The following is a 24,807-nucleotide window of genomic DNA, read 5'->3' on the forward strand; positions in this document are numbered from 1 at the left end:
AGCGTGGCCAAAGTTTTCCACGTTTCGCGAAGCATGGCGCTACGCAAGCACATCCGCGAACCCGCCGAGCCGCCCCCCAAGCGCGCGGATCGCGGCGGCCACCCGTGGCGACAGCAGCGCCTGCAACTCGTCGGCATGCCGGTAGTCGTGCATGCCGTCGCTCAGCGCGTCGCCGGCCAGCGCCGGATGACAGTAGATTTCGCCGACACCATGCGGCAGATTCGCGAGCGCGGCGAGCCAGGTCGCCTCATCCATGCGCCCGCTCGCCGCGATGCCGACCACGTAGTCGTTGTGCGCGATCCCCGCGCGCTCGAGCTGCGTCTTCACGTGCGCGATCCACGGCCGCAGCCACAGCGGCGCGTTCGCTTCGAACGGCAAACGCATCGCCCTCATGCCGTAGTCGCGGCCGATGTCGAGGATCAGGCCGAGCACGGTCGGATGCAGATGAAAATGCTTGTGCGTGTTCACGTGGTCGAGCGTAAGGCCGGTCGCGGCGAAGGCTTCGAATTGCGCGCGAATTTCGTGCGCGAGCTGCCGGCGCACGTGCGGCAGAAAAAAGAAGCGCACACCGTCACGCACCATGTTGCTGCCGAAGCGGTCGTTCTCGTCGAGCAGCGCGGCGACCTGCTCGCGCGGCGCCAGCGCGGCGCCGTCGGCCAGCACCAGATGCAGGCCCACGCGCAGTTCCGGCAGCATACGCGCGCGCGCGACCGCGTCTTTGGCGGCCGGCGCGCCGACCATCAGACTCGCGGCGCGCAGCACACCGTTGCGATGCGCGCGCTCGACCGCGATATTGACACGCTGATGCAGACCGAAATCGTCGGCGGTGATGATCAGTCCGCGCGGCTGGGTGGGTTTTGCGCTGTCCATCACGTGAGGCTGTCCAGCCGGCCGCTGCGCTCGGCCGACGGCGTGCCGAGCTGCATGCGCTCGCCGCGCCACACGACGTGCGAACCGAACGCGCTGACGAGCCACTGGAGCGCGAGCAGCGTATCGCGCAACGGCACCAGCGGCAGATCGCGCCAGAACGTGCGCACGCGGCGTGCCGCGCGCAGGTGCAGCAGCAGGCGCGCGCCAACGCAGACCGCGGTGGCCGACGCGCTCGCGACCACCGCCGCGAAAGGCGCGTGAGCACACGTCGCGAGCGACACGGTCTGCCCCGCGCTCGTCAACAGCCACGGCGTGGGGAACGTGATCAGCAGCGACACGAAGCCCGGCGGATTGACCGAGCGGATCGTGCGCAGCCAGCGCGTTTCGCGCTGCCACAGCGCCGCGAAGGTCGGCTCGATCACGTCGGTCGCGACCATCACGCGCGACAGCACCGTTTGCAGACCGAGCGCGCGCACGTGCTCGGCGAGCCAGTAGTCGTCGGCGAGGCAGTTTTTCAGCGCTTCGAAGCCGCCGATGCGCTCCAACGTCGCGCGCCGCAACGCGAGCGTCGCGCCGAAGCCGAAGCGGCGCGAGCCCATTGCATGGGCGACCCGCACCGAGGGCGCGAACCACTCGTTGATGAACAGCGCACCGACACGCGGCCAGAAGCCGCCGACGCCGCGCGCGACGTACAGGCACGTGACCACGCCGACGTTCGGGTCCGCGAGCGGCGCGGCGACGCTGTCGAGATAGTCCGGGTCGACCGCGATGTCGCTGTCGGCGATCACGATCACGTCGTGGCGCGCGCGTGCCGCCATGTTGATCAGGTTGCTGACTTTCAGATTGCTGCCGTGTACGCGTGTGTCGATTGCAAGCTCGATGTCGCACTTCGGATAGGCGGCCTGCAATCGGCGCACCACCGCGATGGCGGGATCTTGCGGGGACGACACACCCAACACCAGCTGAAAATGCTGATGTCGCTGCTCGCAGAAGGTTCGCAGATTTTCGTAGAGACGCGGCTCGGCGCCGCACAGCGGCTTCAGCACGCTGACACCGACCTGCGCGAACCGCCCGGTTGGGCAATCGAGCGAATCCGTCAGCGAACGGCTGAGCGCGCGATTGACGGCCCTGCCCCCATGATGGTTCGATTTATGTCGGGCGGTGAAAAACGGCATGGCGAGCGCGGCGGCTGCCGTGTAGATCGAAGCGCTAACGCAGGCGGCTAACAGAAGCCATTGACATGCAATCAACGCGTGCGCCGCCATTGTGTGCCGTCCGTGTCCGTCAGTGCTCGGCCAGCACGAAAGGTTGCCCCGTTAGTCGCAGATGAAGCACGACGAGCCACCGGCGCGGACAATTCGCTGCGATCACGGCGGGCCATGCGCCGCGAGCAGCGCGAGTCGCGCAGTCGCGCCGCACCGCGACTTCGAAGGCGACCTCGGCAAATTCGCGCGCGATCACCACGCCGCCGATGATCAGCGCGAGCGCGAACAGCCTGAACGATGCCGAAGCGAAAAAAGCGTCAGAGACCGGCAATACCGGCAACGCCATGCACAGCAGCGCTTCGGTGCCCGCGGCCGTCAGAGACGCCACTAGCAGATGGGCTCGTAGCATGTCGATGGTGACTCGCTTCATAACGTGCCTCGTGCGCGGCCTTGCGGCCTGACCGGATGCTGGCAATGGCGGGACTCGTCGAGATCGTCCATTGACGCCATCGACCAGCATAAAGAATGCCTCGCGCGTCGCTCCATCGAAGTCCTTACGATCAGGTTGCGATGGTCTGACGACAACGTGGTCTCGCACATGCATTACGATCTGCGACGACCATTTATAGCGCGTCGATGGTATCGATTCAAGCTGAAGGAAACCTTAACCACGCGCATGGCATGAAGCGGCTAACGAACGGCGTGGTTACACTTCGGAACGCGGCAGATGGTTCGTCTATGTGCATCAATGCCGCTTGCTTCAAAATGCTCGACGTTATGCAAAGCCCCACAATGGAATATTTGCCTCATGCGCTTACTCCTCGTAGAAGACGACGAACTCATCGGCTGCGGTGTCGAGGCAGGCCTTCGTCAGGCCGGCTTCACAGTCGACTGGGCACGCGACGGCCACAAGGCCGGCCTCGCGCTCGACACGACTCAATATGCCTTGGTAGTACTCGACCTCGGCCTGCCGCGCGTGAGCGGCACGGAGCTGCTCAAACGCGTGCGCGACGCCGGCAATGACGTGCCGGTGCTGGTGTTGACCGCAAAAGGCACGGTCGTCGATCGCGTCGGCGGACTCGAAGCGGGCGCCGACGACTATCTCGGCAAGCCGTTCGATCTCACCGAGCTGGTGGCGCGGTGCCGCGCGCTGTTGCGCCGCGCACAAGGTCGCAGTATCGATCTGATTCGTTACCAGAATCTGACAGTGAATCCGGCCGCCCAAACGGTGCAGATCGACGAGGCGCGCGTGCCGCTCACGTCGCGCGAATGGGCGATCCTGCTGCAACTGCTGACCAATCTCGGCATTCCTCAGTCGCGCTCGCGGCTCGAAGAAAGCCTGTACGGCTGGCAGGAAGAAATCGAAAGCAATGCGATCGAGGTGCACGTGTCGAACCTGCGCAAGAAGCTCGGCGCAAGCCTGATCAAGACCGTGCGCAACATCGGCTATGTGATGGAGAAAGAATGATCGGTCCGTCGATTCGGCGGCGCCTCGTGCTGCTCGTGCTCGCGAGCATCGCGATCGTATGGGGCGGCGCGCTCGCGTCGAGCTACCGGCAAGCCATCCACGAAGTCGCCGAGTGGGAACGAGCGCGTCTCGCCGAACTCGCGCAGATGCTCGCGCTGCTCGATTCGACGAATCTGATGACGCTCGCCAATGCGCGCATCGACGTGCGCGAAGAAGAGAGAGGCGGTGAGCCCGGCGCGAGCGATCTCGACGACGACGACACGCTGCCGCGCGACGCCCTCTTCCAGGTGCGCGCGGCCAACGGCGCCATTCTGGCGGGCAGCCCGCAACTGCATGCGCTCGCCGCGTGGGATTTGCCGTTGCCGCCCGCGAGCGGCGCGCAGGACGTCACGTTGGGCGGCCAGCTCTATCACTCGTTCACGTTGCGCGAAACGGCGCTCGGTCACAGCGTGCGCGTGTTCGAACTGGCCAACACCCGCAGCGACCTGGTGAGCGGTGTCGCGAGCCGCATCGCGCGGCCCACGCTGATCGCGCTGCCAGTGCTCGCGGTGCTCGTGTGGCTCAGCATCGGCTGGAGTCTCGCGCCGCTGAAGGTGTTGTCGGCCGCGATCCGTTCGCGCGACATCAACCGCATGGACCCGGTCGGCATCGGCCGCACGCCGCTCGAGGTGCGCCCGCTCGTCGACGCGATCAACCAGATGCTGGCGCGTCTGCACCATGCGCGCGAGCTAGAGCGCGCCTTCACCGCCGATGCCGCGCACGAACTGAAGACGCCGCTCGCCGCGATCAAGGTACAGGCGCAGGTCGCGCTCGCCGAGCCCGACATCGCGCTGCAGCGGCTCGCGATGGAGCGCGTCGTGCAAGGCGTCGATCGCAGCGCGCGGCTCGCCGAGCAACTGCTGCTGCTCGCGCGGCTCGACGTGCAGGAGAAGCTGCCCACCGAGCCGCTGAGGCCGGCGGCGATCGCGAAAGATACGCTGCTCGCGAACAGGCGCAATGCGCAACAGAAGCACATCAATGTGATGCTGGTCGGCGACATGCTCGCCGAGATCGACGCGGAGCCCGTGCTGATCGGCATCCTGCTCGACAATCTGCTCGATAACGCGATCAAGTACGGACGCTCGGGCGGCACTGTCGAAGTGGCGGTGCGCCATGCCGACGAGCAGGTGCAGCTGATCGTGCGCGACGACGGCCCCGGCGTCGCGCCGGACGATCTCGCGCGGCTCACGAACCGCTTTTTCCGCGCGACCGGCAATCAGGCGACCGGCAGCGGGCTCGGTTTGTCGATCGTTGCGCGGATCGCCGAGCATTTCGGCGCGAGTCTGCAGCTAGGCGCCGGGATCGGGGACCAGGGGCTTGCGGTGCGGGTGTCGTTTCCGGCCTATCGCGCGACGCGCTGAAGGCGCGCGCCAATCGCTCAGCGCCGCTCGCCGCCCCGGTTCGCGTCAGCGACGCCCGAACGCTGCTTGGCCAGTTCGGCGCGCACGCCGTGCGGTGCGGCATGCGGCCGCGCGCTGCCGGACGCCTCGAACAGCTGCCACGCGATCAGGCCCGGCACGAATATCAGCAGATCGCGAATTCGCCGCGCGGCCGCGAGCGCGAGACAGGTGGCGGGGTCGAGCCCCAGTGCGCCGCCAATCAGTATGAAAGCGCCCTCCTGCACGCCGAGACCGCCCGGCACGAAGAACGCGGCGCTGCTGACCGCCTGGATCAGCGATTCGATCACGATCGCCTCGACGAGCGTCACGCGCGCGCCGAGGAAATACAGCGCGAGCCAGATTTCGAGCGAGGTCAGCACGCATTGCAGCGGCTGCCAGAAGAACAGATAGCGCAGCACGACCGCGCGGCGGCGCCAGATCACCTTGATCGACTGATCGATCTGCGCGGACTGGCCGACCAGCGCGGTTAGCTTGCCGCTCGTCACGCGGTTCGCCACGCGCGTGATGCGCTCGAACGGATTGGCATGCTGGACGAGCCCGAACAGCAACAGCACCGGCGTCAACGCGACCACGCCCCACGCGAGCTGCCCGGCGAGCCGCAGCGCGCCCGATTGCGCATTGGCGAACAGAAAACCAATCCCGACCATCGTGAACATCAGCTGGCTGATCACGGTCAGTTGCATGTCGACGATGGTGCTGGCCACCGCTGTCGACGGCCTGACGCCCCAGCGCTTGAACATACGGAACGACACGAGTTCGCCGCCGATCCGCGCGACCGGCAGCATGCAGTTGACCGATTCGCGCACCCACACCAGATGCAGCATCCTGCCGAAGCTGGGGCGGTTCGCGCCGCGAATCAGCGAGCGCCAGTCGCACGCGTTGGCGATCATCGGCAGCACATGCGCGAGCGCGGCCACCACGAGGCCCGCGCCAGCCGCGCGCAACGCGCTGAGCACCGCGCGCGGATCTTCGCGCCAGACGAGCCACAAAGAGATCAGCAAACCCGCGAGCGCAGCCGCGCGGCCCAGATGCTTCATCATGCGGGCACCTCGCACACGACCTCGGTATACGTGATGCGCCGCACGCCGCGTGTCGCCGGGGCGCTGCCGTGCGTCTCCAGGGCGCTCCCATTTCGCCCGTTCGAAGCTTCTTCGTTCATTGCCAGCCCAATCTGCCGTTCGTTCGTCATTCGTCCTGCGCCGCCGACAGCAGCCCATCGCCGTCGACCTTGAAGCTGAAGCCCCGCCAGATCACCCGCGACGAGCGGAAGCTCGCGACGAAAATCGCAAACGATACGATATCCCATAACGGCAGAAGCCACAGATCGCGGCAGCGTTGACGCAACGCCCGATCCGCGCGCCACTTCAACGCGAGACGCGCCACCACCGTCACTGCCGCAAGCAGCCACGCCCACGGCGCGCCGCCCGAGCACGCGAGCGCGAGCAGCGCGAACGGCAACGGATGCACGAGCGCCGTGCCGAAGTGTCCGAGCGGATCGATGCGGCGAATCGTGCGGCTCCAGCGCAGTTCGTGCGTCACGAGTTGCGCGGCGCTCGCTTCGACACACGCATGCGCGATTGCGAACGGCGGAATCGTGACCTGCTCGCCCGCCGCGCGCACCGCCGCGCCGATCTCGTAGTCCTCGGCCAGATGCTGCACGAACGGCTTGAAGCCGCCGATCCGCTCGTAGGTGTCGCGCCGCATCGCGATGGTCTGGCCGAAGCACGGCCGCGCGAGCCCGAGCGCGAGTCCGGTGACGACGCCCGGCAGGAACTGGTAGTTGGTTGCGATCGCCGACAGCCGCGGCCAGAAACCCGGATCGGGCTGGCCGCGATATGCGCAGGTGACGAGCCCGACGCCCGGCTGCTGCAATTCGCCGATCACGTTGCGCAGATAGTCCGGGCCGACGCACACGTCGCTGTCGGCGAACACGAGCACGTCGTGGCGCGCCTGCGGCACCATGTTGAGGATATTGCTGATCTTGCGGTTCGGGCCGTACAGACGCGCATCGGCGACGACGGTGATGTCCGCCTGAGGATGGAGACGCCGCAGTTCGTTGACGGTTTGCAGCGCGGGGTCGGCGCAGTCATGCACGCCGAACAGGAATTGCACGGGCCCGGGATAATTGTGCGCGCAGAAGCTCGACAGATTGTCGAGCAACGCCCACTCGTTGCCATGCAACGGTTTGATCACCGTAATGGGTGGAAAGCTGGAGGGTTCGGCTACATCCCTCGCGAAGAAGCGCCCGATCAGCGCGCTCGCGAGCACGGTGTAGCCGATGCCGACAACGGTCGCCGCCGCGCACGCGTACGCGAGCGTGACGGCGGCGAGGTGTGCGGCGCTCACGCCTCGTGCGCGCGCAGGAAGCGGAAAAATTCGACGCCTTCGCGCAGGCGCCGTTTCATCATGTCCCAGCTCGTCAGCATTTCGCGCAGGATCTCCCAGATCTTCGACGGCCGGAAATAAAAGCGTTTGTAGAAGTTTTCGAGCTGATGGTACATCTCGTCTCGCGACAGATGCGGGTAGCCGATCGCCGCCAGCTGCACGCCTTCCTTGCTGACGAGATTGATCACCTTGTTCTCCGCGAGCCAGCCGTTCTCGACCGCCTGGTTATAGAGCGTAGTGCCCGGGTATGGCGCGGCGAGCGACACCTGGATCGTCAGCGGATTGATCTCTTTCGCGTACTCGATGGTCTTCTGGATCGTTTCCGGCGTCTCGCCCGGCAAGCCGAGAATGAAGGTGCCGTGCACCTTGATGCCCAGCGTGCGGCAGTCCTGGGCGAAGCGCCGCGCGATGTCGGTACGCAAGCCCTTCTTGACGTTCAGCAGGATCTGGTCGTCGCCGGATTCGTAGCCGACCAGCAGCAGGCGCAAGCCGTTTTCCCTCATGATCTTCAGCGTCGAGTAAGGCACGTTCGCCTTCGCGTTGCACGACCATGTGACGCCCAGCTTGCCCATGCCTCGCGCGATTTCTTCGGCGCGCGGTTTGAAGTCGGTGAACGTGTCGTCGTCGAACATGATCTCCTTGACTTCGGGCATGTTGTCGCGAATCCACTTGACTTCCTCGAGCACGTTCTCGACCGAACGCACCCGATAGCGATGGCCGCCGACCGTTTGCGGCCACAGGCAGAACGTGCACTTCGAGCGGCAGCCGCGGCCGGTGTAGAGCGACACGTACGGATGCTTCAGGTAGCCGTTGAAGTAATTCTTGATGGTCAGATCGCGCTTGTAGATCGGCGCGACGAACGGCAGCTCGTCCATGTTCTCGAGGATCGGGCGCGCTTCGTTGTGCTCGATCGAGCCGTCGGGGGTGCGATAGCTCAAGCCGAGGATCTGCGCGAACGGCTTGCCTTCGGCGATTTCCTTGCAGGTGAAATCGAATTCCTCGCGACACACGAAGTCGATGGCCTCGGTCGCGGTCAGCGAATTGTGCGGATCGACCGCGACCTTCGCGCCGACCATGCCGATCAGCAGCGACGGCTTGCGCTTCCTGAGGTCCTGGGCGAACAACGCGTCGGTCGGGAAGGATGGCGTGCTGGTGTGGATCACCACCAGCTCGTATTGCGAGGCGATGTCGAGGGCGGCGTCGACGGACAGGCCGTCTGCCGTGGCGTCGAGCACGCGGCTGTCGGGAACCAGTGCCGCGGGTTGGGCGAGCCACGTCGGATACCAGAACGAGCGAACTTCACGCTTGGCCTGATAGCGCGAACCCGCACCACCATCGAAGCCGTCGTACGACGGCGCCTGCAAGAACAGAGTTTTCATGGATGCTCCAGCAAGCCTTTATAGGCGCTTTCGGTTTTCAGTCGGGAATCTATTCTGTTCCATTGCCCGAATGCAGGTCGGAAAAGCCTGTGCTCGACCTGCACGTAGCGGTGGCCGCGGTCCGGAAAGGCCACGGGCAGTGGCGCAAATAGTACGGAGCAAAGCTGAAGGAAACCTGAAGAATAATACTGCGTTCAGACCGCGCGCGGCATGCTCCGATGGGGCGATTTGTGTAATCGACGCGCTCGTGCAATCGTGTCGCATCGATGTCGTATCGGCGTGGTAAATGGATAGGTTCTCGCGTGGCGTGCGGGCGAGCCCCGCCGGCGCCGCCGATTCACGCCACCTTCACGGGCGCGAACGCTCGGCCCGACGCGTCGCTCATCGCGCGAGATGCCTCGCCCATTCGAGCCAGCCGAGATTGAGGGCCGCGTTTACCACTACGCCGAGCGCCGACGCGAGCGCGGCGATCATGGTCCAGAAGGCCGAGCGCCGCGCCGCGCGCGCCGACGTGTGGGCGGCGGCCGCAGCGTCGCGCGACGCGCTCGCCGCCGCCTGCGCGATATGCGACGACGCCTCCATGCGCGCGAGCGACCTCAGCGCGAAACCGCGCTCGTCGTCGCGCGTGGCGGCGGCCGCCTCATGCGCCGCGTCGTCGCGCTGCGTCTGCTCGAACAGATAGCGATGACAGAACGGCGTCAGCGGTTCGTCGGGATAGCGCGCGGCGAAGGTTTTCGCATAGGCGGCGCCGCCATTGCGCTCGATCTTCGCGTAGGCGGCGTCCTTATCCATGGTTGCCTCGCATGCGGACGAGCCGCCCGGCCGGCGTCACACGGGCTTGATGTCGGCCGCCTGTTTGCCTTTCGGCCCCTGCTTGATTTCGAAGCTGACTTTCTGGTTTTCCTGCAACGACTTGAAACCTTCGGATCGAATCTCCGAAAAATGGGCGAACAGATCTTCGCCGCCGTCATCGGGAGTGATGAAGCCGAAGCCCTTTGCGTCGTTGAACCATTTCACTGTTCCGGTTGGCATGGCGATGTCCTCGTGATGCGCTGTAGTAGCGGTTGAATGGATGAAGCGCTGCGTCCTGCAAGCGTTTCGTGCGGCGCTGACGCGGCGCCCCGGCACGACCCGCAAAATCGCTCCGGTGCCAAGCCTCAGCAAGCCGCATGCCGCGACCGGGCGCCTGCGGGCCGCGCCGGTGCGATTGCCCGCAATCAGATAAGATAAATGGTATCCGCAATTCATTCATGGCCGCGCAGGAATGTCGCCTCGTGCCGCACGTCCGCGCGGCCAGTTGTTGTCCCACTCACAGGAACCCAGCATGGCCATCTCGAGCTATACCGATACCCGTCTTCTGATCAACGGCGAATGGTGCGACGCCGCCAGCGGCAAGACCCTCGACGTGATCAACCCCGCCACCGGCCAGGCCATCGGCAAGGTCGCGCATGCCGGCATCGCCGATCTGGACCGCGCGCTCGAAGCCGCACAGCGCGGCTTCGAAGCCTGGCGCAAGGTGCCGGCCAACGAGCGCGCAACCGTCATGCGCCGTGCCGCCGCCCTCGTGCGTGAGCGCGCCGCGGACATCGGCCGCCTGATGACGCAGGAACAGGGCAAGCCGTTTGCCGAGGCGCGCGGCGAAGTGCTGGCGGCCGCGGACATCATCGAATGGTTCGCGGACGAAGGCCGTCGCGTGTATGGCCGCATCGTGCCGTCACGCAACCTTGCCGCGCAGTCACAGGTGCTGAAGGAGCCGATCGGCCCGGTCGCGGCGTTCACGCCGTGGAACTTCCCGGTCAACCAGGTCGTGCGCAAGCTGTCGGCGGCGCTCGCCTGCGGCTGCTCGTTCCTCGTCAAGGCGCCGGAAGAAACCCCGGCGTCGCCGGCGGCGCTGCTGCAAGCCTTCGTCGAGGCCGGCGTGCCGGCCGGCACGGTCGGCCTCGTGTTCGGCGATCCGGCTGAAATCTCGAGCTACCTGATCCCGCATCCGGTGATCCGCAAGGTTACGTTCACGGGCTCGACGCCGGTCGGCAAGCAGCTCGCGGCGCTGGCCGGCTCGCACATGAAGCGCGCGACGATGGAGCTCGGCGGCCACGCGCCGGTGATCGTCGCAGAAGACGCCGACGTCGCGCTCGCCGTCAAGGCAGCCGGCGCCGCGAAGTTCCGCAACGCGGGCCAGGTCTGCATCTCGCCGACGCGTTTTCTCGTGCACAACAGCATCCGCGAAGAGTTCGCCGCGGCGCTCGTCAAGCACGCTGAAAGCCTGAAGCTCGGCGACGGCCTCGCCGAAGGCACGACGCTCGGGCCGCTCGCCAACTCGCGCCGTCTGACGGCGATGGCCAAGGTCGTCGACGACGCCCGCAAGACCGGCGCGAAGGTCGCGACGGGCGGCGAGCGCGTCGGTACCGAAGGCAACTTCTTCGCGGCCACCGTGCTGACCGACGTGCCGCTCGACGCCGACGTATTCAACAACGAGCCGTTCGGCCCGGTCGCCGCGATTCGCGGCTTCGACAAGCTCGAAGAAGCGATCGCCGAAGCAAACCGCCTGCCGTTCGGCCTCGCCGGCTACGCGTACACGAAGTCGTTCGCCAACGTGCATCTGCTGTCGCAGCGCATGGAAGTCGGCATGCTGTGGATCAACCAGCCTGCCACGCCGACGCCGGAAATGCCGTTCGGCGGCGTCAAGGATTCCGGCTACGGCTCGGAAGGCGGCCCGGAGGCGATGGAAGCCTACCTCGTGACCAAGGCGGTCACGGTGATGTCGGTTTAATCACGGGTTTAATCACGCCAATCACGCGCTTCGGGAACGGCGCCGCGGTTTTGCCGCTCGCATCGTTCCCGAGCGCGGCTCAACCGATCTGCCAGGTCCACGAGTCTTCCGCTCGCGGACCTTTTTTATTGCCATGAACGATATTTCCGCCGAATCGATGCAGCCCACGCTGAGCGGCTCGTTCGTCGAGCTGCGGCCGCTGCGCGAGGAGCACGCGCAGGCCCTCGTCGACGCCGCCGCCGACGGGCAACTGTGGGACATGAAGCTGACCGTCGTGCCGGGCCCGGCGACGATCGACGCCTATATCGCCACCGCGCTCGCCGGCCGTGCGGCCGGCAAGGTGATGCCGTTCGTGGTCGTGCGGCGCGACGAGGATGACGAGAATGACCGTGCTGGCCGGATCGTCGGCAGTACGCGGTTCTGGAAGATCGATCGCGCGAACCGCAAGCTCGAAATCGGCCATACGTGGCTCGCCGCCTCGGCGCAGCGCTCGGTCGTGAACACCGAGGCGAAATATCTGCTGCTGTGCCACGCGTTCGACGTGATGCGCTGCGTGCGCGTGCAGTTCACGACCGACGAGCTCAACGACAAATCGCGCGCGGCGATCCTGCGCATCGGCGCGCAACAGGAAGGCATCGTGCGGCACGAGCGGATCATGCCCGATGGGCGCAAGCGCAACTCGGTGCGCTTTAGCATCATCGACGACGAATGGCCGGCGGTGAAAGCGATGCTCGAAGCGAAGCTGGCGCGCTGAGCGGCGCGCCGGCTTCCTGCTACCGACTCATTCAAACGGGCGCATCGCGCTGCTCGTTGAGCGGCGCCGCCTGCGTCGCGGTGGCGAACTCCTCGCGCAGCGCATCGCGCGCATGATGCCGGCGCACCCACAGCGCCGTGAGAATCGGCACCAGAATCGCGGTCACGAGGCAAGCGGTGGCGACCATCGCGGTCGCGGCCGGCACCAGCGGTTTGAAGCTCGGAATCATGTCGGCGATGATCGCCGGATTCGCGACCGCGGCCCCTGCCGTCGACGACGCCGCCAGCCCCGCCGCGCCATTGCCGCCGGCAATCCAGCGATCGGCGAGAATCAGCGGCACGCCAGTCACGACGATCACGCCAAGCCCCAGCACGATGCCCGGCAGACCGCTCGTGACGATCACGTTCAGATCGATGCCGTTGCCGAGCGCAAAGCCGAAAAACGGAATCAGCGGATGCACGCAGCGGCCGAACAGCTCGCGCAGCTCGCTATCGAAGTTGCCGAGCGCAAACCCGATCAGAAACGGCAGCACCGCGCCGACGAACAGGCGCGGCTCGAAGAACGCGACCCCCGTCGCACCCAGAATGATCATGCTGATCAGCGGCCCCGATTCGACCGACATCAGCACGAACGCGCCCGCCTCTTCCCTCGTGCCGTACTGTTGCATCACGGCCGCGTACAGCCCGCCGTTGGTCATGTCCATCGACGTGGTGATCGCGAGCATCGACAGTCCCGCGAACAGCCCGGTCTTGATGCCATCGATCGGAATGAAGCGCGCCGCGATCAGCGTGACGATCCACGCGACCAGCATCTTGGTGGCGAGCAGCGTGCCCGACTTGCGCAGCACGGTGCCGGTCGCGCGCAGGTCGATCGTCGCGCCCATGCAGAAGAACCATACCGCGAGGATCGGCACGGTGCCGGTAATCAGGCCGTTGGTGAACGAGCCGAAGTATTTGCCCGCGCCCGGCGCGAACGTATGCACACAGGCGCCGAGCAGCAGCGGCACCAGCATCAGACCGCCAGGAATGCGGTCGATGGCCTTCTTGATCTTCATGCCTCCTCCATGGACGGTGACGTCCCGTTGACGGGCCAATGACCCGCGTTGGTGTCCCGTTCTACGCCGGGCTCTCCCTGTCCGGCGCAATATAGCATCATGAAAGGAACGCCGTTCCGTTTTATTTACTAAACCTGACTATCGTTTACCCGGTCGTTCGCGCTATGTGTTGCCAGCCGCAATCACCCGCCGCAATATTTTCGGACCAGTGTTCCGAAATCAAGATTCTGCGTTACAGTCTCGGGCACGAGGAAGGCGGCGCCGCGCCCCATATACCGACAGGAGAACGATCAATGGACGTGAGACAGGCCATCAACAGCGAATACGCGAAGACGCTCGACACCACCGGGCTGCGTCGCGAGTTTCTGGTGGAGCAGATCTTCGAGCGCGATGCGTTGAAGCTCACGTATAGCCATAGCGACCGGATCATCGTCGGTGGCGTGTGGCCGGTCGAGCGCGCGGTCGAAGTGCCCGGCTCGCTCGGCAAAGCGATCGGCGTCGACTATCTGCTCGAGCGGCGTGAACTCGGCGCGATCAACATCGGCGGCGACGGCTGGGTCGACGTCGACGGCACGCGCTACACGGTGCGCCGCGAAGAGGCGATCTATATCGGCAAGGGCGCGCAAGCGGTCGCGTTCGGCAGCGCCGACGCCACCCGGCCGGCGAAGTTCTATCTGAACTGCGCGCCCGCGCACACCACCTATCCGACCCGCACGATCTCGCTCGACCAAGCGTCGCCCGAAACCCTCGGCGATCCGGCCACGAGCAACCGCCGCACCATCTACAAGTTCATCGTGCCCGACGTGCTGCCGACCTGCCAGCTGTCGATGGGCATGACGAAGCTCGAACCGGGCAGCCTGTGGAACACGATGCCCTGCCACACGCACGAGCGCCGCATGGAAGTGTATTTCTACTTCGACGTCGCCGACGACGCCGCCGTCTTCCACATGATGGGCGAGCCGCACGAAACCCGGCATATCGTCGTGCGCAACGAGCAGGCGGTGATCTCGCCGAGCTGGTCGATCCATTCGGGCGTCGGCACGCGCGCGTACACGTTCATCTGGGGCATGGTCGGCGAGAACCAGGTGTTCGGCGACATGGACCATCTCGCGGTCCGCGAGCTGCGCTGAGCGAACATGAGTCCGAACACAGTGAACACTTTCGATCTGACCGGCAAGGTCGCCATCGTGACCGGCAGCAACACCGGCCTCGGCGCCGGCATGGCCGTCGCGCTCGCCGCGGCCGGCTGCGACATCGTCGGCGTCAGTCGCGCGGACGCGGGCACGACCGCCGCGCGCGTCGAGGCGCTCGGACGCCGCTTCGCCGATGTGCGCGCCGATCTCGCGTCGACCGTTTCGGTCGACGACATCGTGCGCGCCGCGCTCGAAGCGTTCGGCCGCATCGACGTGCTCGTCAATAACGCAGGCATCATCCGTCGCGAAGACGCGCTCGAGTTTGGCGAAGACGACTGGGACGCGGTCATGGACGTGAATCTCAAGAGCCTGTTCTTCCTGTCGCAGGCCGCGGCGCGTCAGTTCGTGCGCCAGCAAAGCGGCGGCAAGATCATCAACGTCGCGTCGATGCTGTCGTTCCAGGGCGGCATCCGCGTCGCGTCGTACACCGCATCGAAAAGCGGCGTGCTCGGTCTGACGCGACTGCTCGCGAACGAATGGGCCGCGCGACGCATCAACGTGAACGCGATCGCGCCCGGCTACATGGCGACCGCGAACACCGCGGCGTTGCGCGACGACGCGCAGCGCAACGAGGAGATACTCGGCCGCATTCCGGCCGGCCGCTGGGGCGTGCCCGACGATCTCGCGGGGCCGGTGGTTTTTCTCGCCTCGTCGGCGTCGGACTACGTGCATGGGCATACACTGGCGGTGGATGGCGGCTGGCTCGCGCGCTAGGGACGGCACAAGCTCGCCACGAGTGCGCGCGACGCGCTATGCTCTCGCGCCGGCGAGCATCGGCTCGATGCGGCAGCGGCGAGTTGGCACAGACAGGGAATGACGGACATGGCGGCAACGGGAACACACAAGAACACTGCGAGGAACACTGCGCGCGACAAGACGCTCGACAAGGCGCTCGATAAGACCCGCGGCAAAGCCCGTAAGGAACCCGCCGGCGCAGCGTCGCTCGATGCGGACAGCGGTGAGCGCGGCGAATCGGCGTCGTCGATCGGGCGCGTGTTCGCGATTCTCGGCGCGATCGGCGACACCGGACAGATCGGCATCAGCGAGCTGTCGCAACGGCTCGGCATGTCGAAGACGACCGTGCATCGTGTGATTCAAACACTGAAGGCGCTCGGCTACGTGACCCAGGAAGTCGAAACCGAACGCTATCGGCTGACGATCCGTCTGTTCGAGCTCGGCGCGAAAGCGCTCGAAAGCGTCGATCTGGTGCGCGAGGCCGACATCGAGATGCGCCGCATCGGCCAGATGACGCGCGAAGCGGTACACCTGGGCGCGTTCGACGACGACGCGATCATCTACATCCACAAGATCGACGCCGACTACGGGCTGCGCATGCAGTCCAGGATCGGCCGACGCAATCCGCTGCATAGCACGGCGATCGGCAAGGTGCTGCTCGCATGGATGGTCCCGGCCGACGCGCGTGACGTGCTCTCGCACATCGAATTTCGCAAGTCGACGCAAAAAACCCTGACCTGCGCCGAAGCGGTGTTGAGCATCCTGCCGCGCGTACGCGAGCAGGGCTACGGCGAGGACAACGAGGAGCAGGAAGAAGGCCTGCAATGCATCGCGGTGCCCGTGTTCGACCGCTTCGGCCGTGTGATCGCCGGTCTGTCGATTTCGTTTCCGACGATGCGCTGCGGTGCCGACACGAAGCAGCATTACGTCGCGTTGCTCAAAGAGGCCGGGCTCGCGATTTCGACGCGGCTCGGCTATCGCGAAGCGACCGCCCCGGAGCCCGCGGCCGCGCAGTAGGTTGCGCGCGCGATGCGTTTTTACCTATCCCACCGAAGCTTAAGACAAGCTGATGACGCTACAGGTGTAGCGTCTTTCCATCAGGCTCGCCCGAGCTCACTACCGAACTTCTTACCCAGTCTGCAACCGAATGTATCTGCGCGGCATACATATGCCGAAAATCGATGCGCTTCTTTTTTCAGCAATCGAGGCGCCGAACCTTCGCTTCGAATCCATGCTTCGTCTGCCATTGAATGCGGTTTTTTTCATAGACCCTTCAAGGGTTTGACCGCGCGCTTGACAGTCGCCCGGCATGTCGACCCGTAACCCACGGCGCCTTCCCTCCTCGTTCATCGCACTCGCATCGACGTTTCGGCGCGAGCTCGGATCGACACGTCCTGTTACACACAAACACACCGGTAATCGCGCCGCTCAGTAGAGTTCGGTTCAAACGAAAGCGGATCAGATGAAACGCTTCGCACGACAGGCACTCGCATCACAGATTTCAGGGAGCAACATCATGAAAAAAATCCTCGCATTGGTCATTCTTGCCGCCACGCTCGGTGGCGCGTTGAGCGGCTGCATCGTCGTCCCTGACGATCATCCGCATCATGACCATTACTACGAACGTTATTGATCGGGCCATCACGCGCAGTAGGTGCGCGTCCGGCTCGCCACTCCATCACAGACATCCACACAACAAACAGAGAACAATCATGAGTCTTTCACGCAACCGCTGGGTATCGTTGACCGTCGTCGCGGGTCTCGCGATCGGCGCATCGACGGCCGCTTTCGCGCACGTCGATGTCGGCGTGAATATCGGCGTGCCGGGCATCGCGGTCGCGCCCGCCGTGGTCGAGGCTCCGCCGCCCGTCTATGTGCAGCCCGCGCCCGTCTATGCGCCTGCGCCGCCTCCCGCGGTCATAGTCGCTCCGGGCTGGTACGGCGAACGCTACTACGATGGTCATCGCTATTGGGAGCGTCGCGAGTGGGAGCGTCATCACAACGAATGGCGCGATGCACGCGGACCGCACGGCGATTGGCACGACAACGGCTGGCACGGTCATGGTCATGACCATGACGATCGCGGGCATGACCATTGATAGACGGCAGGTGGCGTCCATCGCGCCAACGTGTCGCGCCTGCATTCGCGCCACCCCTTTGACAGGAGCGACGACGTGCTACGCAATGATCCGAGACGAGTAACCGCGCAGGTCGACGGCGCGCACATTTGCGCCGAATACAGCGAGCTGACCGGCCAGTTGTGCCTGCGCCAGGACGGCACGCTGGTGCGCGAATGGTTTCCACCGCATTCGTGGATGGCGATCGCGTCGGTGGCCGGCGCGCGCCACTGGGGCACGCGGCCAACCGACGACGAATTGCTCGCGCTGCTGCACAACGAAATGGCGTTGCTGCGCGCGTTCTGAGTCGTCGCGCGTCTTTCGAGACGTAGCGGCACGCCCGACGCCGCGCTCATTCGATCGCTATGGCGCCGACGTTTTCATCGACCGATGCGTGATCGAGCGGCTCGCGCCGCATCATCAGTACCACCCCGCCCGCCGCGATCACGGCCGGCACCGCGAGCAGGCTGAACACCGCGCCGAAGTGCCAGCCGAGCCCCATCAACGCCGCACCGACGAGCGCGCCCGCCACGCCGCCGACGCGGCCGATTCCCAGCATCCACGCCACGCCCGTCGCGCGCGCCCGGGTCGGGTAGAAGCTCGCCGCGAGCGCCGACATCGACGTGACCGCGCTGGTCGCGACCGTGCCGGTCAGGAAGATCAGCGTCCCGAGCCAGACCTGATGGCCGACGCCCCGCCCGACCAGCAACACGAGCGCGCCGACGAGGACATAGGTGAACGCGATCACGCGATGCCCGGCGAAGCGATCCATCACCCAGCCGACGCACAGATTGCCGAGGATGCCCCCGAGCGGAAACAGCGACGTCATCAACGCGGCCTTTTCACCGGAGAAGCCGGTGTCCTTGAACAGCGTCGGCAGCCAGTTGGTCAGCAGATAGTAAATCAGTAGCCCCATGAAATAGGCGAGCCACAGCATCAGCGTGCCGAAGCGGTAGCGCGCCGACAGGATGATCGTGAGCGCCCCTTGCGAACGCGCGTCGCCGGTATTGCGGCACACGTCGACCGCGAAAAAACGGCATCCGTCGAAGCGGTCGTGGGGCGCGATGCGTTGCAGGATTCGCGCGATCCGTTGATCGGCGCGCTTACGCACCGCGAGAAATTGCGCCGATTCCGGCAGAAACAGTATCAGCATCACGCTCAGCACGAGCGGACCGGCGCCGCCGGCGACCAGCACGCTCGGCCAGCCTAAATGCGGAATCAGCCATGCGGATGCGAGACCGCCGATCGCGAGACCGCCTGAAAAGCCGCAGAACATCGCATTGACGGCGACCGCGCGAATCCGCGCGGGTGCGTACTCGGCCATCAGCGTGACCGCGTTGGGCATCGCCGCGCCGAGACCGAGGCCGGTGAAAAAGCGCAGCAAGGTCAGCGATTCGATCGAGCTCGCGCGGGCCGCCGCGAGACTCCACAGCCCGAAGAAGAACACCGACAGCACTAGCACCGTCTTGCGTCCGATGCGGTCCGCGCAGGGGCCGGCCGCGAGCGCGCCGATGCCGAGTCCCACCAGCGCCGCGCTCATCACCGGGCCGAGCGCGCTGCGCGCGATGCCCCACTGCTGCACGAGCGACGGCGCGATGAAGCCGACCGCGGCGGTGTCGAAACCGTCGGTGGCGACGACCAGAAAGCACAGCACCAGAATCGTCCATTGAAACGGCGAGAAGCGCTGTTCGTCGATAAAGGCCTGCACGTCTACACTGCGTTCGGAGCGGCTCATGTGCGTGCTCCTTTCAGCTGGTTCATTGCGATGTCTCCTTGAGATGAAGAGGTGTTTTTCTTATTGTTCGAATTGCTGTTCAACACGCGCTCGCCGCGACGACGGTCGCGACCGTGCTTGCGAGCGTCGCGCTGTCCGTTCGTTCATGCCTGTCTCCTCCTCGAACGGGCGGCTAGCGCAGCATCGTCAGCGTCCTGAAGTCGACTCGCCTGATGATGCGGCTCTCCTGCGCGACGATCAGATGCGCGGACGCCTGCAGATACGCGGGCCACTCCGGATCGGCATCGCGCGCGGTACGGCGCTGATCGTAGTCGCCGATGCTCTCGTAGCCCCACAGATGCACGACCTGGTTCAGCACGCCGATATCGCTCATGTAAAAGCCGACTGGCGCGCCCAGATACTTGAGCTGAATCGGCATCGCGAGCCGGTCGAAAACGTCGATGAACTCCGCCATGCCGCGCGGACGGATCGTGTAGATGCGATGATCGACGAAAGGTTTGCCCTGGCTCATGTGCCGGTCCTCAATACGGTTTCGGCTGCGCGGGGGTCCGCGTTGCTTGCGCTCTTCGCGCTGTTTGCGCTTTTCACGCTCGCGCCCGCGAGATGACGACCGGTGATATAGCCGAACGTCATGATCGGCCCGAGCGTGATACCCGCGCCCGGATAGTTGCCGCCCATCACGCTCGCGCGATCGTTGCCGACCGCGTACAGGCCGGCGATCGGTGCGCCTTTCACGTCGAGCACTTCGCCGGTGACGTTCGTCGAGATGCCGTCGAAGGTGCCGAGATCGCCCATCACGACCTTCAGCGCGTAGTACGGACCGTCGCCGATCGGCGCGACGCAGGGGTTCGGCTGGTGCTCCGGGTCCCCCAGATAGCGATTGAACGACGTCGTACCGCGGCCGAATTCGCGATCTTCGCCACGCACCGCGTCGGCGTTGTAGCGCTTCACGGTCGCCTCGAGCGCCGTGCCGTCGAGACCCGCGTTGCGCGCGAGTTCCGCGAGCGTGCGGCCCTTGCTCAGATAGCCGTTGCGCAGCAGCGGGCCGAGCGGCACGGGCGCCGGCTTCGCATAACCAAGCCCGTATTTGCGGATCGTCGCGTGATCGCAGATCAGCCACATCGCGGTTTCGCGTTCGTTCGCGCAGGCCTCGATCATCGCGGCACCCACGTCGTGATACGAATTCGCTTCGTTGGTGAAGCGCTTGCCCGCGCGCGTCACGCCGATCACGCCAGGCTTGTAGCGATCCACCAGATGCGGAAACACGCCGACGCTGCCGTCGCTCATCGGCACGCGCGACACCGGCATCCATGCGGCTGGCTGCGGAAAACGGATCGCCACCCGCGCACCGAGACGTTCGGCCATGCCGACGCCGTCGCCCGTATTGCCGCGCGGCACCGGCGACAGGTGTTCGCCGCCGCGCCGCAGATGCGGATACGCGTGGGCGATCCGTGCGACGTCACGCGAGAAGCCGCCGCACGCGAGCACCACGCCGCGTCGCGCGACGATGCGCATCTCGCCTTCCGGTCCCGCGACGAGCGCGCCGGTGACGCTGCCGTTCGCCACGGTCAGCTCGCGAGCGGCCGTGTTCGTATGGATCGGAATGCCGAGATCGAGCGCGGACTTCGCGAGCCGCGCGGCGAGCGCGTTACCGCTCGTGATCTGCACGCCGCGCCGGTACAGCGCAAGGTCCTTCAGATGGCTCGCGAGGCGCTTCGCGACGTACAGCGCGGAGGTGAGCGAACGCGTCGCATTGAAGAAGTGCTTCAGGTCCGCGTTCGACGAGTTGAACATCATGCCGATGAACGTGATCGTCTTCAGCGGCGGGCGCAATCGCGAGATGTCCTGGCCCAGCGCGCGCGCATCGAACGGCGCGGCGACGACCGAGCGGCCAATGTCGACACCACCGCCCACGTTCGGGTGATAGTCGGGATACAACGTCGGCACGAATTTGACGGTGGTTTCGCGCTCGAAGAAGTCGAGCATCTCAGGGCCCGTGTCGAGAAACGCGTCGACGGCGGCGGCATCGAAGTACGCGCCGGTTTCGCTGCGCATATAGGTCAGCGCCGCTTCGCGCGTATCGCTGACGCCGTTGCTCCTTGCGTGACGGTTGCCCGGAATCCACAGCACACCGCCTGAAAACGCGGTCGTGCCGCCGAAGAACGGCTCCTTCTCGATCACGACGACATCGAGACCGTGTTTGCGCGCGGTGATCGCGGTCGACAGCCCTCCCGCACCCGAACCGATCACGAGCACGTCGCACGTGAGTGTTGCGCCGCATGTTGCGTTGGTCATGATGGTCTCCTTACGCTCGGACCTGGCGGTCGGCCTGGGTGGCTTGCGCGGCCTGGTTGGCATCGAAGCCGGGACGCGGCACGAGGTCCATCAGCATGCTTTCGAAGCCGCCATCGACGACGACTTCGGCGCCGTTCACATAGGCCGCGCGTTCGCTCGCGAGAAACGCGACGACATCGGCGATATCGTTCGGCTCGCCGATCCGGCGGCTCGCCGTCATCGCGCTGCGCCGGCGTTCGATATCGCCGTGCTCGTAGAACGCCGCCGACAGCGGCGTGCGGATCATGCCCGGGCACACGGTATTGCTGCGAATACCGCGTGGTCCCCACTCCGCCGCGATCTGCTTCGACAGCATCGTGACACCGGCCTTGCCCGCGCTGTAAGCGCCGCTATAGGTCTGCGGATGATGCGCGGCCACCGACGCGACATGCACGATTGCGCCAGCGCCGCGCTTCAGCATGCGTTGACCGAATTGCTGCGAGCACAGCATGTAGCCGGTCAGATTCACGCGCAGCATCGCATTCCATGCATCGAGTCCAATCTCTTCGATGCCCCCCGGCCGCAACAGGCCCGCGTTGTTCACGAGCACATCGGCGACGCCGAGGCGCGCTTCGAGCTCCGACACCGCGCCGCGCACGCTATCGATGTCGCCGATATCGCAGGCGAGCGCCAGCGCTTCGACACCGCTCGCGTTCAGCGCTTGCGCGACGTTACGGCACTTCTGCTCATCGCGATCGAGCAGCGCCACGCGTGCGCCAGCGTCGCCCAACACCTGAGCAATCGCGCTGCCGATGCCGCCCGCCGCGCCGCTCACGACGCAGACGCTGCCTTCGAGCCCGAGCCAGTGTCGCGCGTTGGCGGGTGTGTCGCGCCGATCTTTCCGTTGATTCATTTGCTTAGTCCTCCCGATCTCCATGTTCACGATCGCGGCGAGCTTAGGTTGGCCGGCTTCACCAAACTGCATCATTCGACCGCGTCTTCGATGGAAAAAAGTATAGCCACGCGGTTCGGGACGAAATTGGACAAAGGCAGCACATCGCAGGACAATTCGAACATTGGAGACAAAACCGCATGAGGAATATCCCTAACTACGATCTGTACGGAGAGTCCGCGCGGCCGCCGTGGTACGACGCGTTCAATTTCGAATGGATCGTCGAGCGCAGTCGTCCGAACGACTGGCATATCGCCGCGCACCGGCACGATGCATTGCTGCAGATTCTCTATATCCGCAGCGGTTCGGGCCACGTGCTGATCGAAAGCGAAAAGCTCACGATCGACGCGCCATGCCTGATCCTGATTCCAGCGCAAACGGTGCACGGTTTCGTGTTTTCGCCGGAGATCGACGGGCTCGTGATTACGGCCGCGCAGCGCGCGCTGGAGTCGATTTCGAAAGCGGTGTCGCCGGGCCTCGTGCCGGTGCTGCAACGGCCCGCGCTGATTCCCGTGCGGCCCGCGGTCGGCGAGCGCACGTTGATGCCCTTGTTCGGTTTGCTGGAGCAGGAATTTCGCGGCAGCGCGCGCGGCCATATCGCCGCGGGCATGTCGCTGATGATTGCACTTTTCGTGCAGGTCGCCCGGCTGACCGATGCCGCGTCGAGCGCGGGCGCGACCGTCAACGACCGGCGCGCCGCACAGATCAAACGGCTACGCGAACTGATCGCCACGCATGTGCGCGAGCATCTGCCAATCGATTTTTATGCGGAAAAATTGGGGGTGACCGCAGCGCAACTGGGGCGCATCTGCCGTGAGGAGCTTGGCCATTCGCCGCTGTCGCTCGTCAACGATCAGTTGATACGCGAGGCGCAGCGCGATCTGGTCTACTCGGGTTCGAGCATCAAACAGATCGCGCATGCGCTCGGTTTCGAAGATGCGGCCTATTTCAGCCGCTATTTCCGCAAGCAGACCGGCGTCACGCCCAAGGAGTTTCAGGCGGCCGCGCATCGGGATCTGTCGATCAATTAGCGATCCCGATGATCGCGCGGTGCTTGCAGTAGCAGCTTACAGCTGCGCCTGCATCTGCGCGCCGGCGACGCCGACGTAGTTCTCCGCCAGTACTGTCGCGGCCGTGCGCGACGTCGTCACGTACTCGAGCTCGGCGACCTGCAGTTGCTGCTCGAACGCCGAAGCGCCTTCGATACGATGCAGCATGCTGGTCATCCAGTACGAGAAGTGCTCGGCGCGCCAGATGCGTTTGAGCGCGGTTTCGCTGTAACGGTCGAGCAGATCGGCGCGGTTTTCCTTGTAGAACGCATCGAGCGCCTTGCTGAGCACGTTCACGTCGGCGACCGCGAGGTTCATGCCCTTCGCGCCAGTCGGCGGGACGATATGCGCGGCGTCGCCAGCGAGGAAGAGGCGCCCGTACTGCATCGTCGTCGACACGAAGCTGCGCATGCCGACGATGTTCTTCTGAAAGATCTTGCCGTCGATGATCTTGTGGCCTTCGTCCGAATCGGCGCGCGCATGCAACTCGGCCCAGATGCGATCGTCGGACCAGTTGTCGACCGAGTCCTTCGGATCGCACTGGAAATACATGCGCTGGACGTTCGGCGAGCGCGTGCTGATTAGCGCGAAGCCGCGCTCGTGGCGCGCGTAGATCAGCTCGTCCGACGACGGCGGCCCTTCGCACAGAATGCCGAACCAGCCAAACGGATAGACGCGCTCGAAATCCTTGCGCAGCGTCTGCGGGATCGCCTGGCGCGACACGCCTTGTGAGCCGTCGCAGCCGATCACGAAGTCGCATTGCAGTTCGTGCTCCGCGCCTTCGTGGCGATAGCGGATCGACGGCTTATCGGTATCGATGCCATGCACCGACGTCTCCGATACGCCGAAACGCAGTTCGGCGCCCGCGGCGACGCGCGCCGCGACTAGATCCTTGATCACTTCGTGCTGGGCATAAACCGTGATCGCATGACCGGTGAGGTCGGTCAGATCGATGCGGCGACGCTTGCCTTCGAACGCGAGTTCGAAACCGTGATGCAGCGCGCCTTCGGCTTTCATGCGTTCGCCGAGACCGGTTTGCGTCAGCAGGTCCATCGTGCCCTGCTCGAGCACGCCGGCGCGAATCGTCGATTCGATCTGATCGCGCGTGCGCGTTTCGAGCACGACCGAGTCGATACCGCGCAAATGAAGCAGATGGGAAAGAAGCAGGCCAGCGGGCCCTGCACCGATGATGCCGACTTGGGTGCGCATGTAGTCTCCTGAATGCGGTGATGAAATTTGCGCTCAGTGTGACGATCGCGACGCCTATCCCGCAATGCGATATAGCGGATAGGCCGTATCGCGTTGCGCGATAGAAGGTGTAAGGCGGGAGCCGGCGCCGCGCGGATGTTTCGGCCGCAAACGCAAGACTGGCGGGGTTTTCCGCCGATTTGGACGACCCGCGGCTCGTGCTGCGGCATGGCGTGCCCT

At 65.2% G+C, this 24,807-nt stretch carries 25 protein-coding genes; 11 read left to right on the forward strand and 14 right to left on the reverse strand.

All coding sequences use genetic code 11. From position 1 onward, the window contains the following. Nucleotides 1-39: 39 nt before the first annotated feature. From hpnK to OKW26_RS25915, 3 genes are read right to left on the reverse strand one after another with little or no spacing between them, the layout of a single operon-like run. Nucleotides 40-870, reverse strand: coding sequence for a hopanoid biosynthesis-associated protein HpnK (gene hpnK, locus OKW26_RS25905; RefSeq protein WP_429355644.1), 831 nt, complete (start codon nucleotides 868-870; stop codon nucleotides 40-42). Beyond that, complete coding sequence (gene hpnI, locus OKW26_RS25910) at nucleotides 870-2,135, reverse strand: bacteriohopanetetrol glucosamine biosynthesis glycosyltransferase HpnI (RefSeq protein WP_184067706.1); 1,266 nt, start codon at nucleotides 2,133-2,135, stop codon at nucleotides 870-872. The genes hpnK and hpnI (OKW26_RS25910) overlap by 1 nt, the downstream gene beginning before the upstream one ends. Before the next feature lie 19 nt (nucleotides 2,136-2,154). Then, nucleotides 2,155-2,505, reverse strand: coding sequence for a hypothetical protein (locus OKW26_RS25915; RefSeq protein WP_184043340.1), 351 nt, complete (start codon nucleotides 2,503-2,505; stop codon nucleotides 2,155-2,157). A 378-nt stretch (nucleotides 2,506-2,883) separates the two neighbouring features. Here OKW26_RS25915 and OKW26_RS25920 point away from each other — a divergent pair, with 378 nt between their 5' ends. Then, complete coding sequence (locus OKW26_RS25920; RefSeq protein WP_090805227.1) at nucleotides 2,884-3,543, forward strand: response regulator; 660 nt, start codon at nucleotides 2,884-2,886, stop codon at nucleotides 3,541-3,543. After that, nucleotides 3,540-4,943, forward strand: a complete 1,404-nt coding sequence (locus tag OKW26_RS25925) for an ATP-binding protein (RefSeq protein ID WP_184067710.1) — start codon at nucleotides 3,540-3,542, stop codon at nucleotides 4,941-4,943. Before OKW26_RS25920 ends, OKW26_RS25925 begins: the two co-directional genes overlap by 4 nt. A 17-nt stretch (nucleotides 4,944-4,960) precedes the next feature. On the opposite strand, the gene OKW26_RS25930 is transcribed toward OKW26_RS25925, so the two are convergent. The 5 genes from OKW26_RS25930 to OKW26_RS25950 all read right to left on the reverse strand — a co-directional run bounded on the left by OKW26_RS25930 (nucleotide 4,961) and on the right by OKW26_RS25950 (nucleotide 9,778). Continuing rightward, nucleotides 4,961-6,022 carry a lysylphosphatidylglycerol synthase domain-containing protein gene (locus OKW26_RS25930; RefSeq protein ID WP_184067713.1) on the reverse strand — a complete coding sequence of 354 codons (1,062 nt, stop codon included), beginning with the start codon at nucleotides 6,020-6,022 and terminating at the stop codon, nucleotides 4,961-4,963. Between the two features lie 145 nt (nucleotides 6,023-6,167). Continuing rightward, entirely contained in the window at nucleotides 6,168-7,328 is a 1,161-nt protein-coding gene (hpnI, locus tag OKW26_RS25935; protein ID WP_429355645.1) for a bacteriohopanetetrol glucosamine biosynthesis glycosyltransferase HpnI, read from the reverse strand. Continuing rightward, complete coding sequence (gene hpnJ, locus OKW26_RS25940) at nucleotides 7,325-8,746, reverse strand: hopanoid biosynthesis associated radical SAM protein HpnJ (RefSeq protein WP_184043334.1); 1,422 nt, start codon at nucleotides 8,744-8,746, stop codon at nucleotides 7,325-7,327. Before hpnJ ends, hpnI (OKW26_RS25935) begins: the two co-directional genes overlap by 4 nt. 381 nt (nucleotides 8,747-9,127) lie before the next feature. Continuing rightward, nucleotides 9,128-9,538, reverse strand: a complete 411-nt coding sequence (locus OKW26_RS25945) for a hypothetical protein (protein WP_429355646.1) — start codon at nucleotides 9,536-9,538, stop codon at nucleotides 9,128-9,130. Between the two features lie 36 nt (nucleotides 9,539-9,574). Next, nucleotides 9,575-9,778 carry a cold-shock protein gene (locus OKW26_RS25950; RefSeq protein ID WP_007181784.1) on the reverse strand — a complete coding sequence of 68 codons (204 nt, stop codon included), beginning with the start codon at nucleotides 9,776-9,778 and terminating at the stop codon, nucleotides 9,575-9,577. 292 nt (nucleotides 9,779-10,070) lie between these two features. Between OKW26_RS25950 and OKW26_RS25955 the strand changes: the two genes are divergently transcribed. Continuing rightward, nucleotides 10,071-11,516, forward strand: coding sequence for an NAD-dependent succinate-semialdehyde dehydrogenase (locus OKW26_RS25955; RefSeq protein ID WP_184067722.1), 1,446 nt, complete (start codon nucleotides 10,071-10,073; stop codon nucleotides 11,514-11,516). A 133-nt stretch (nucleotides 11,517-11,649) separates the two neighbouring features. Next, nucleotides 11,650-12,270: a GNAT family N-acetyltransferase gene (locus OKW26_RS25960; protein ID WP_429355647.1), complete on the forward strand. Its 621-nt coding sequence runs from the start codon at nucleotides 11,650-11,652 to the stop codon at nucleotides 12,268-12,270. A gap of 31 nt (nucleotides 12,271-12,301) precedes the next feature. On the opposite strand, the gene kdgT is transcribed toward OKW26_RS25960, so the two are convergent. Next, nucleotides 12,302-13,324 (reverse strand): 2-keto-3-deoxygluconate transporter, encoded by a 1,023-nt coding sequence (kdgT, locus tag OKW26_RS25965; RefSeq protein ID WP_429355648.1) that lies wholly within the window; start codon nucleotides 13,322-13,324, stop codon nucleotides 12,302-12,304. 293 nt (nucleotides 13,325-13,617) lie between these two features. On the opposite strand from kdgT, the gene kduI reads away from it, so the two are divergent. The 6 genes from kduI (at nucleotide 13,618) to OKW26_RS25995 (ending at nucleotide 17,675) form a co-directional block, all read left to right on the forward strand. Continuing rightward, on the forward strand, nucleotides 13,618-14,454 hold the full coding sequence (kduI, locus tag OKW26_RS25970; protein ID WP_429355649.1) for a 5-dehydro-4-deoxy-D-glucuronate isomerase: 837 nt from the start codon (nucleotides 13,618-13,620) through the stop codon (nucleotides 14,452-14,454). A 6-nt stretch (nucleotides 14,455-14,460) separates the two neighbouring features. Then, entirely contained in the window at nucleotides 14,461-15,231 is a 771-nt protein-coding gene (gene kduD / locus OKW26_RS25975) for a 2-dehydro-3-deoxy-D-gluconate 5-dehydrogenase KduD (RefSeq protein WP_429293132.1), read from the forward strand. Nucleotides 15,232-15,330: 99 nt separating this feature from the next. Beyond that, on the forward strand, nucleotides 15,331-16,269 hold the full coding sequence (kdgR, locus tag OKW26_RS25980) for a DNA-binding transcriptional regulator KdgR (RefSeq protein ID WP_429355650.1): 939 nt from the start codon (nucleotides 15,331-15,333) through the stop codon (nucleotides 16,267-16,269). Nucleotides 16,270-16,714: 445 nt separating this feature from the next. Further along, nucleotides 16,715-16,885 carry a hypothetical protein gene (locus OKW26_RS25985; RefSeq protein WP_429357187.1) on the forward strand — a complete coding sequence of 57 codons (171 nt, stop codon included), beginning with the start codon at nucleotides 16,715-16,717 and terminating at the stop codon, nucleotides 16,883-16,885. Between the two features lie 79 nt (nucleotides 16,886-16,964). Next, nucleotides 16,965-17,351 carry a hypothetical protein gene (locus OKW26_RS25990; protein ID WP_184067739.1) on the forward strand — a complete coding sequence of 129 codons (387 nt, stop codon included), beginning with the start codon at nucleotides 16,965-16,967 and terminating at the stop codon, nucleotides 17,349-17,351. A gap of 75 nt (nucleotides 17,352-17,426) precedes the next feature. Continuing rightward, on the forward strand, nucleotides 17,427-17,675 hold the full coding sequence (locus tag OKW26_RS25995) for a hypothetical protein (protein ID WP_429355651.1): 249 nt from the start codon (nucleotides 17,427-17,429) through the stop codon (nucleotides 17,673-17,675). A gap of 46 nt (nucleotides 17,676-17,721) precedes the next feature. On the opposite strand, the gene OKW26_RS26000 is transcribed toward OKW26_RS25995, so the two are convergent. The 4 genes from OKW26_RS26000 to OKW26_RS26015 form a co-directional block, all read right to left on the reverse strand. Further along, nucleotides 17,722-19,104 carry an MFS transporter gene (locus tag OKW26_RS26000; protein ID WP_429355652.1) on the reverse strand — a complete coding sequence of 461 codons (1,383 nt, stop codon included), beginning with the start codon at nucleotides 19,102-19,104 and terminating at the stop codon, nucleotides 17,722-17,724. A gap of 172 nt (nucleotides 19,105-19,276) precedes the next feature. After that, nucleotides 19,277-19,615: an NIPSNAP family protein gene (locus OKW26_RS26005; protein ID WP_429355653.1), complete on the reverse strand. Its 339-nt coding sequence runs from the start codon at nucleotides 19,613-19,615 to the stop codon at nucleotides 19,277-19,279. Continuing rightward, nucleotides 19,612-21,399, reverse strand: coding sequence for an FAD-dependent oxidoreductase (locus OKW26_RS26010; protein WP_429355654.1), 1,788 nt, complete (start codon nucleotides 21,397-21,399; stop codon nucleotides 19,612-19,614). Before OKW26_RS26010 ends, OKW26_RS26005 begins: the two co-directional genes overlap by 4 nt. Before the next feature lie 10 nt (nucleotides 21,400-21,409). After that, nucleotides 21,410-22,291 (reverse strand): SDR family NAD(P)-dependent oxidoreductase, encoded by an 882-nt coding sequence (locus OKW26_RS26015; RefSeq protein WP_429355655.1) that lies wholly within the window; start codon nucleotides 22,289-22,291, stop codon nucleotides 21,410-21,412. Nucleotides 22,292-22,470: 179 nt separating this feature from the next. Between OKW26_RS26015 and OKW26_RS26020 the strand changes: the two genes are divergently transcribed. Beyond that, the gene (locus OKW26_RS26020; RefSeq protein WP_429334703.1) at nucleotides 22,471-23,361 is read left to right on the forward strand and encodes a helix-turn-helix domain-containing protein; all 891 of its coding nucleotides are present in this window, start codon (nucleotides 22,471-22,473) and stop codon (nucleotides 23,359-23,361) included. Nucleotides 23,362-23,397: 36 nt separating this feature from the next. Here the strand turns inward: OKW26_RS26020 and OKW26_RS26025 are convergent, their stop codons facing one another. Further along, nucleotides 23,398-24,588 carry a 4-hydroxybenzoate 3-monooxygenase gene (locus OKW26_RS26025; RefSeq protein ID WP_429355656.1) on the reverse strand — a complete coding sequence of 397 codons (1,191 nt, stop codon included), beginning with the start codon at nucleotides 24,586-24,588 and terminating at the stop codon, nucleotides 23,398-23,400. Nucleotides 24,589-24,807: the final 219 nt, after the last annotated feature.

Source organism: Paraburkholderia sp. 32 (assembly GCF_050435345.1).
Taxonomy (GTDB): Bacteria; Pseudomonadota; Gammaproteobacteria; order Burkholderiales; family Burkholderiaceae; genus Paraburkholderia; species Paraburkholderia tuberum.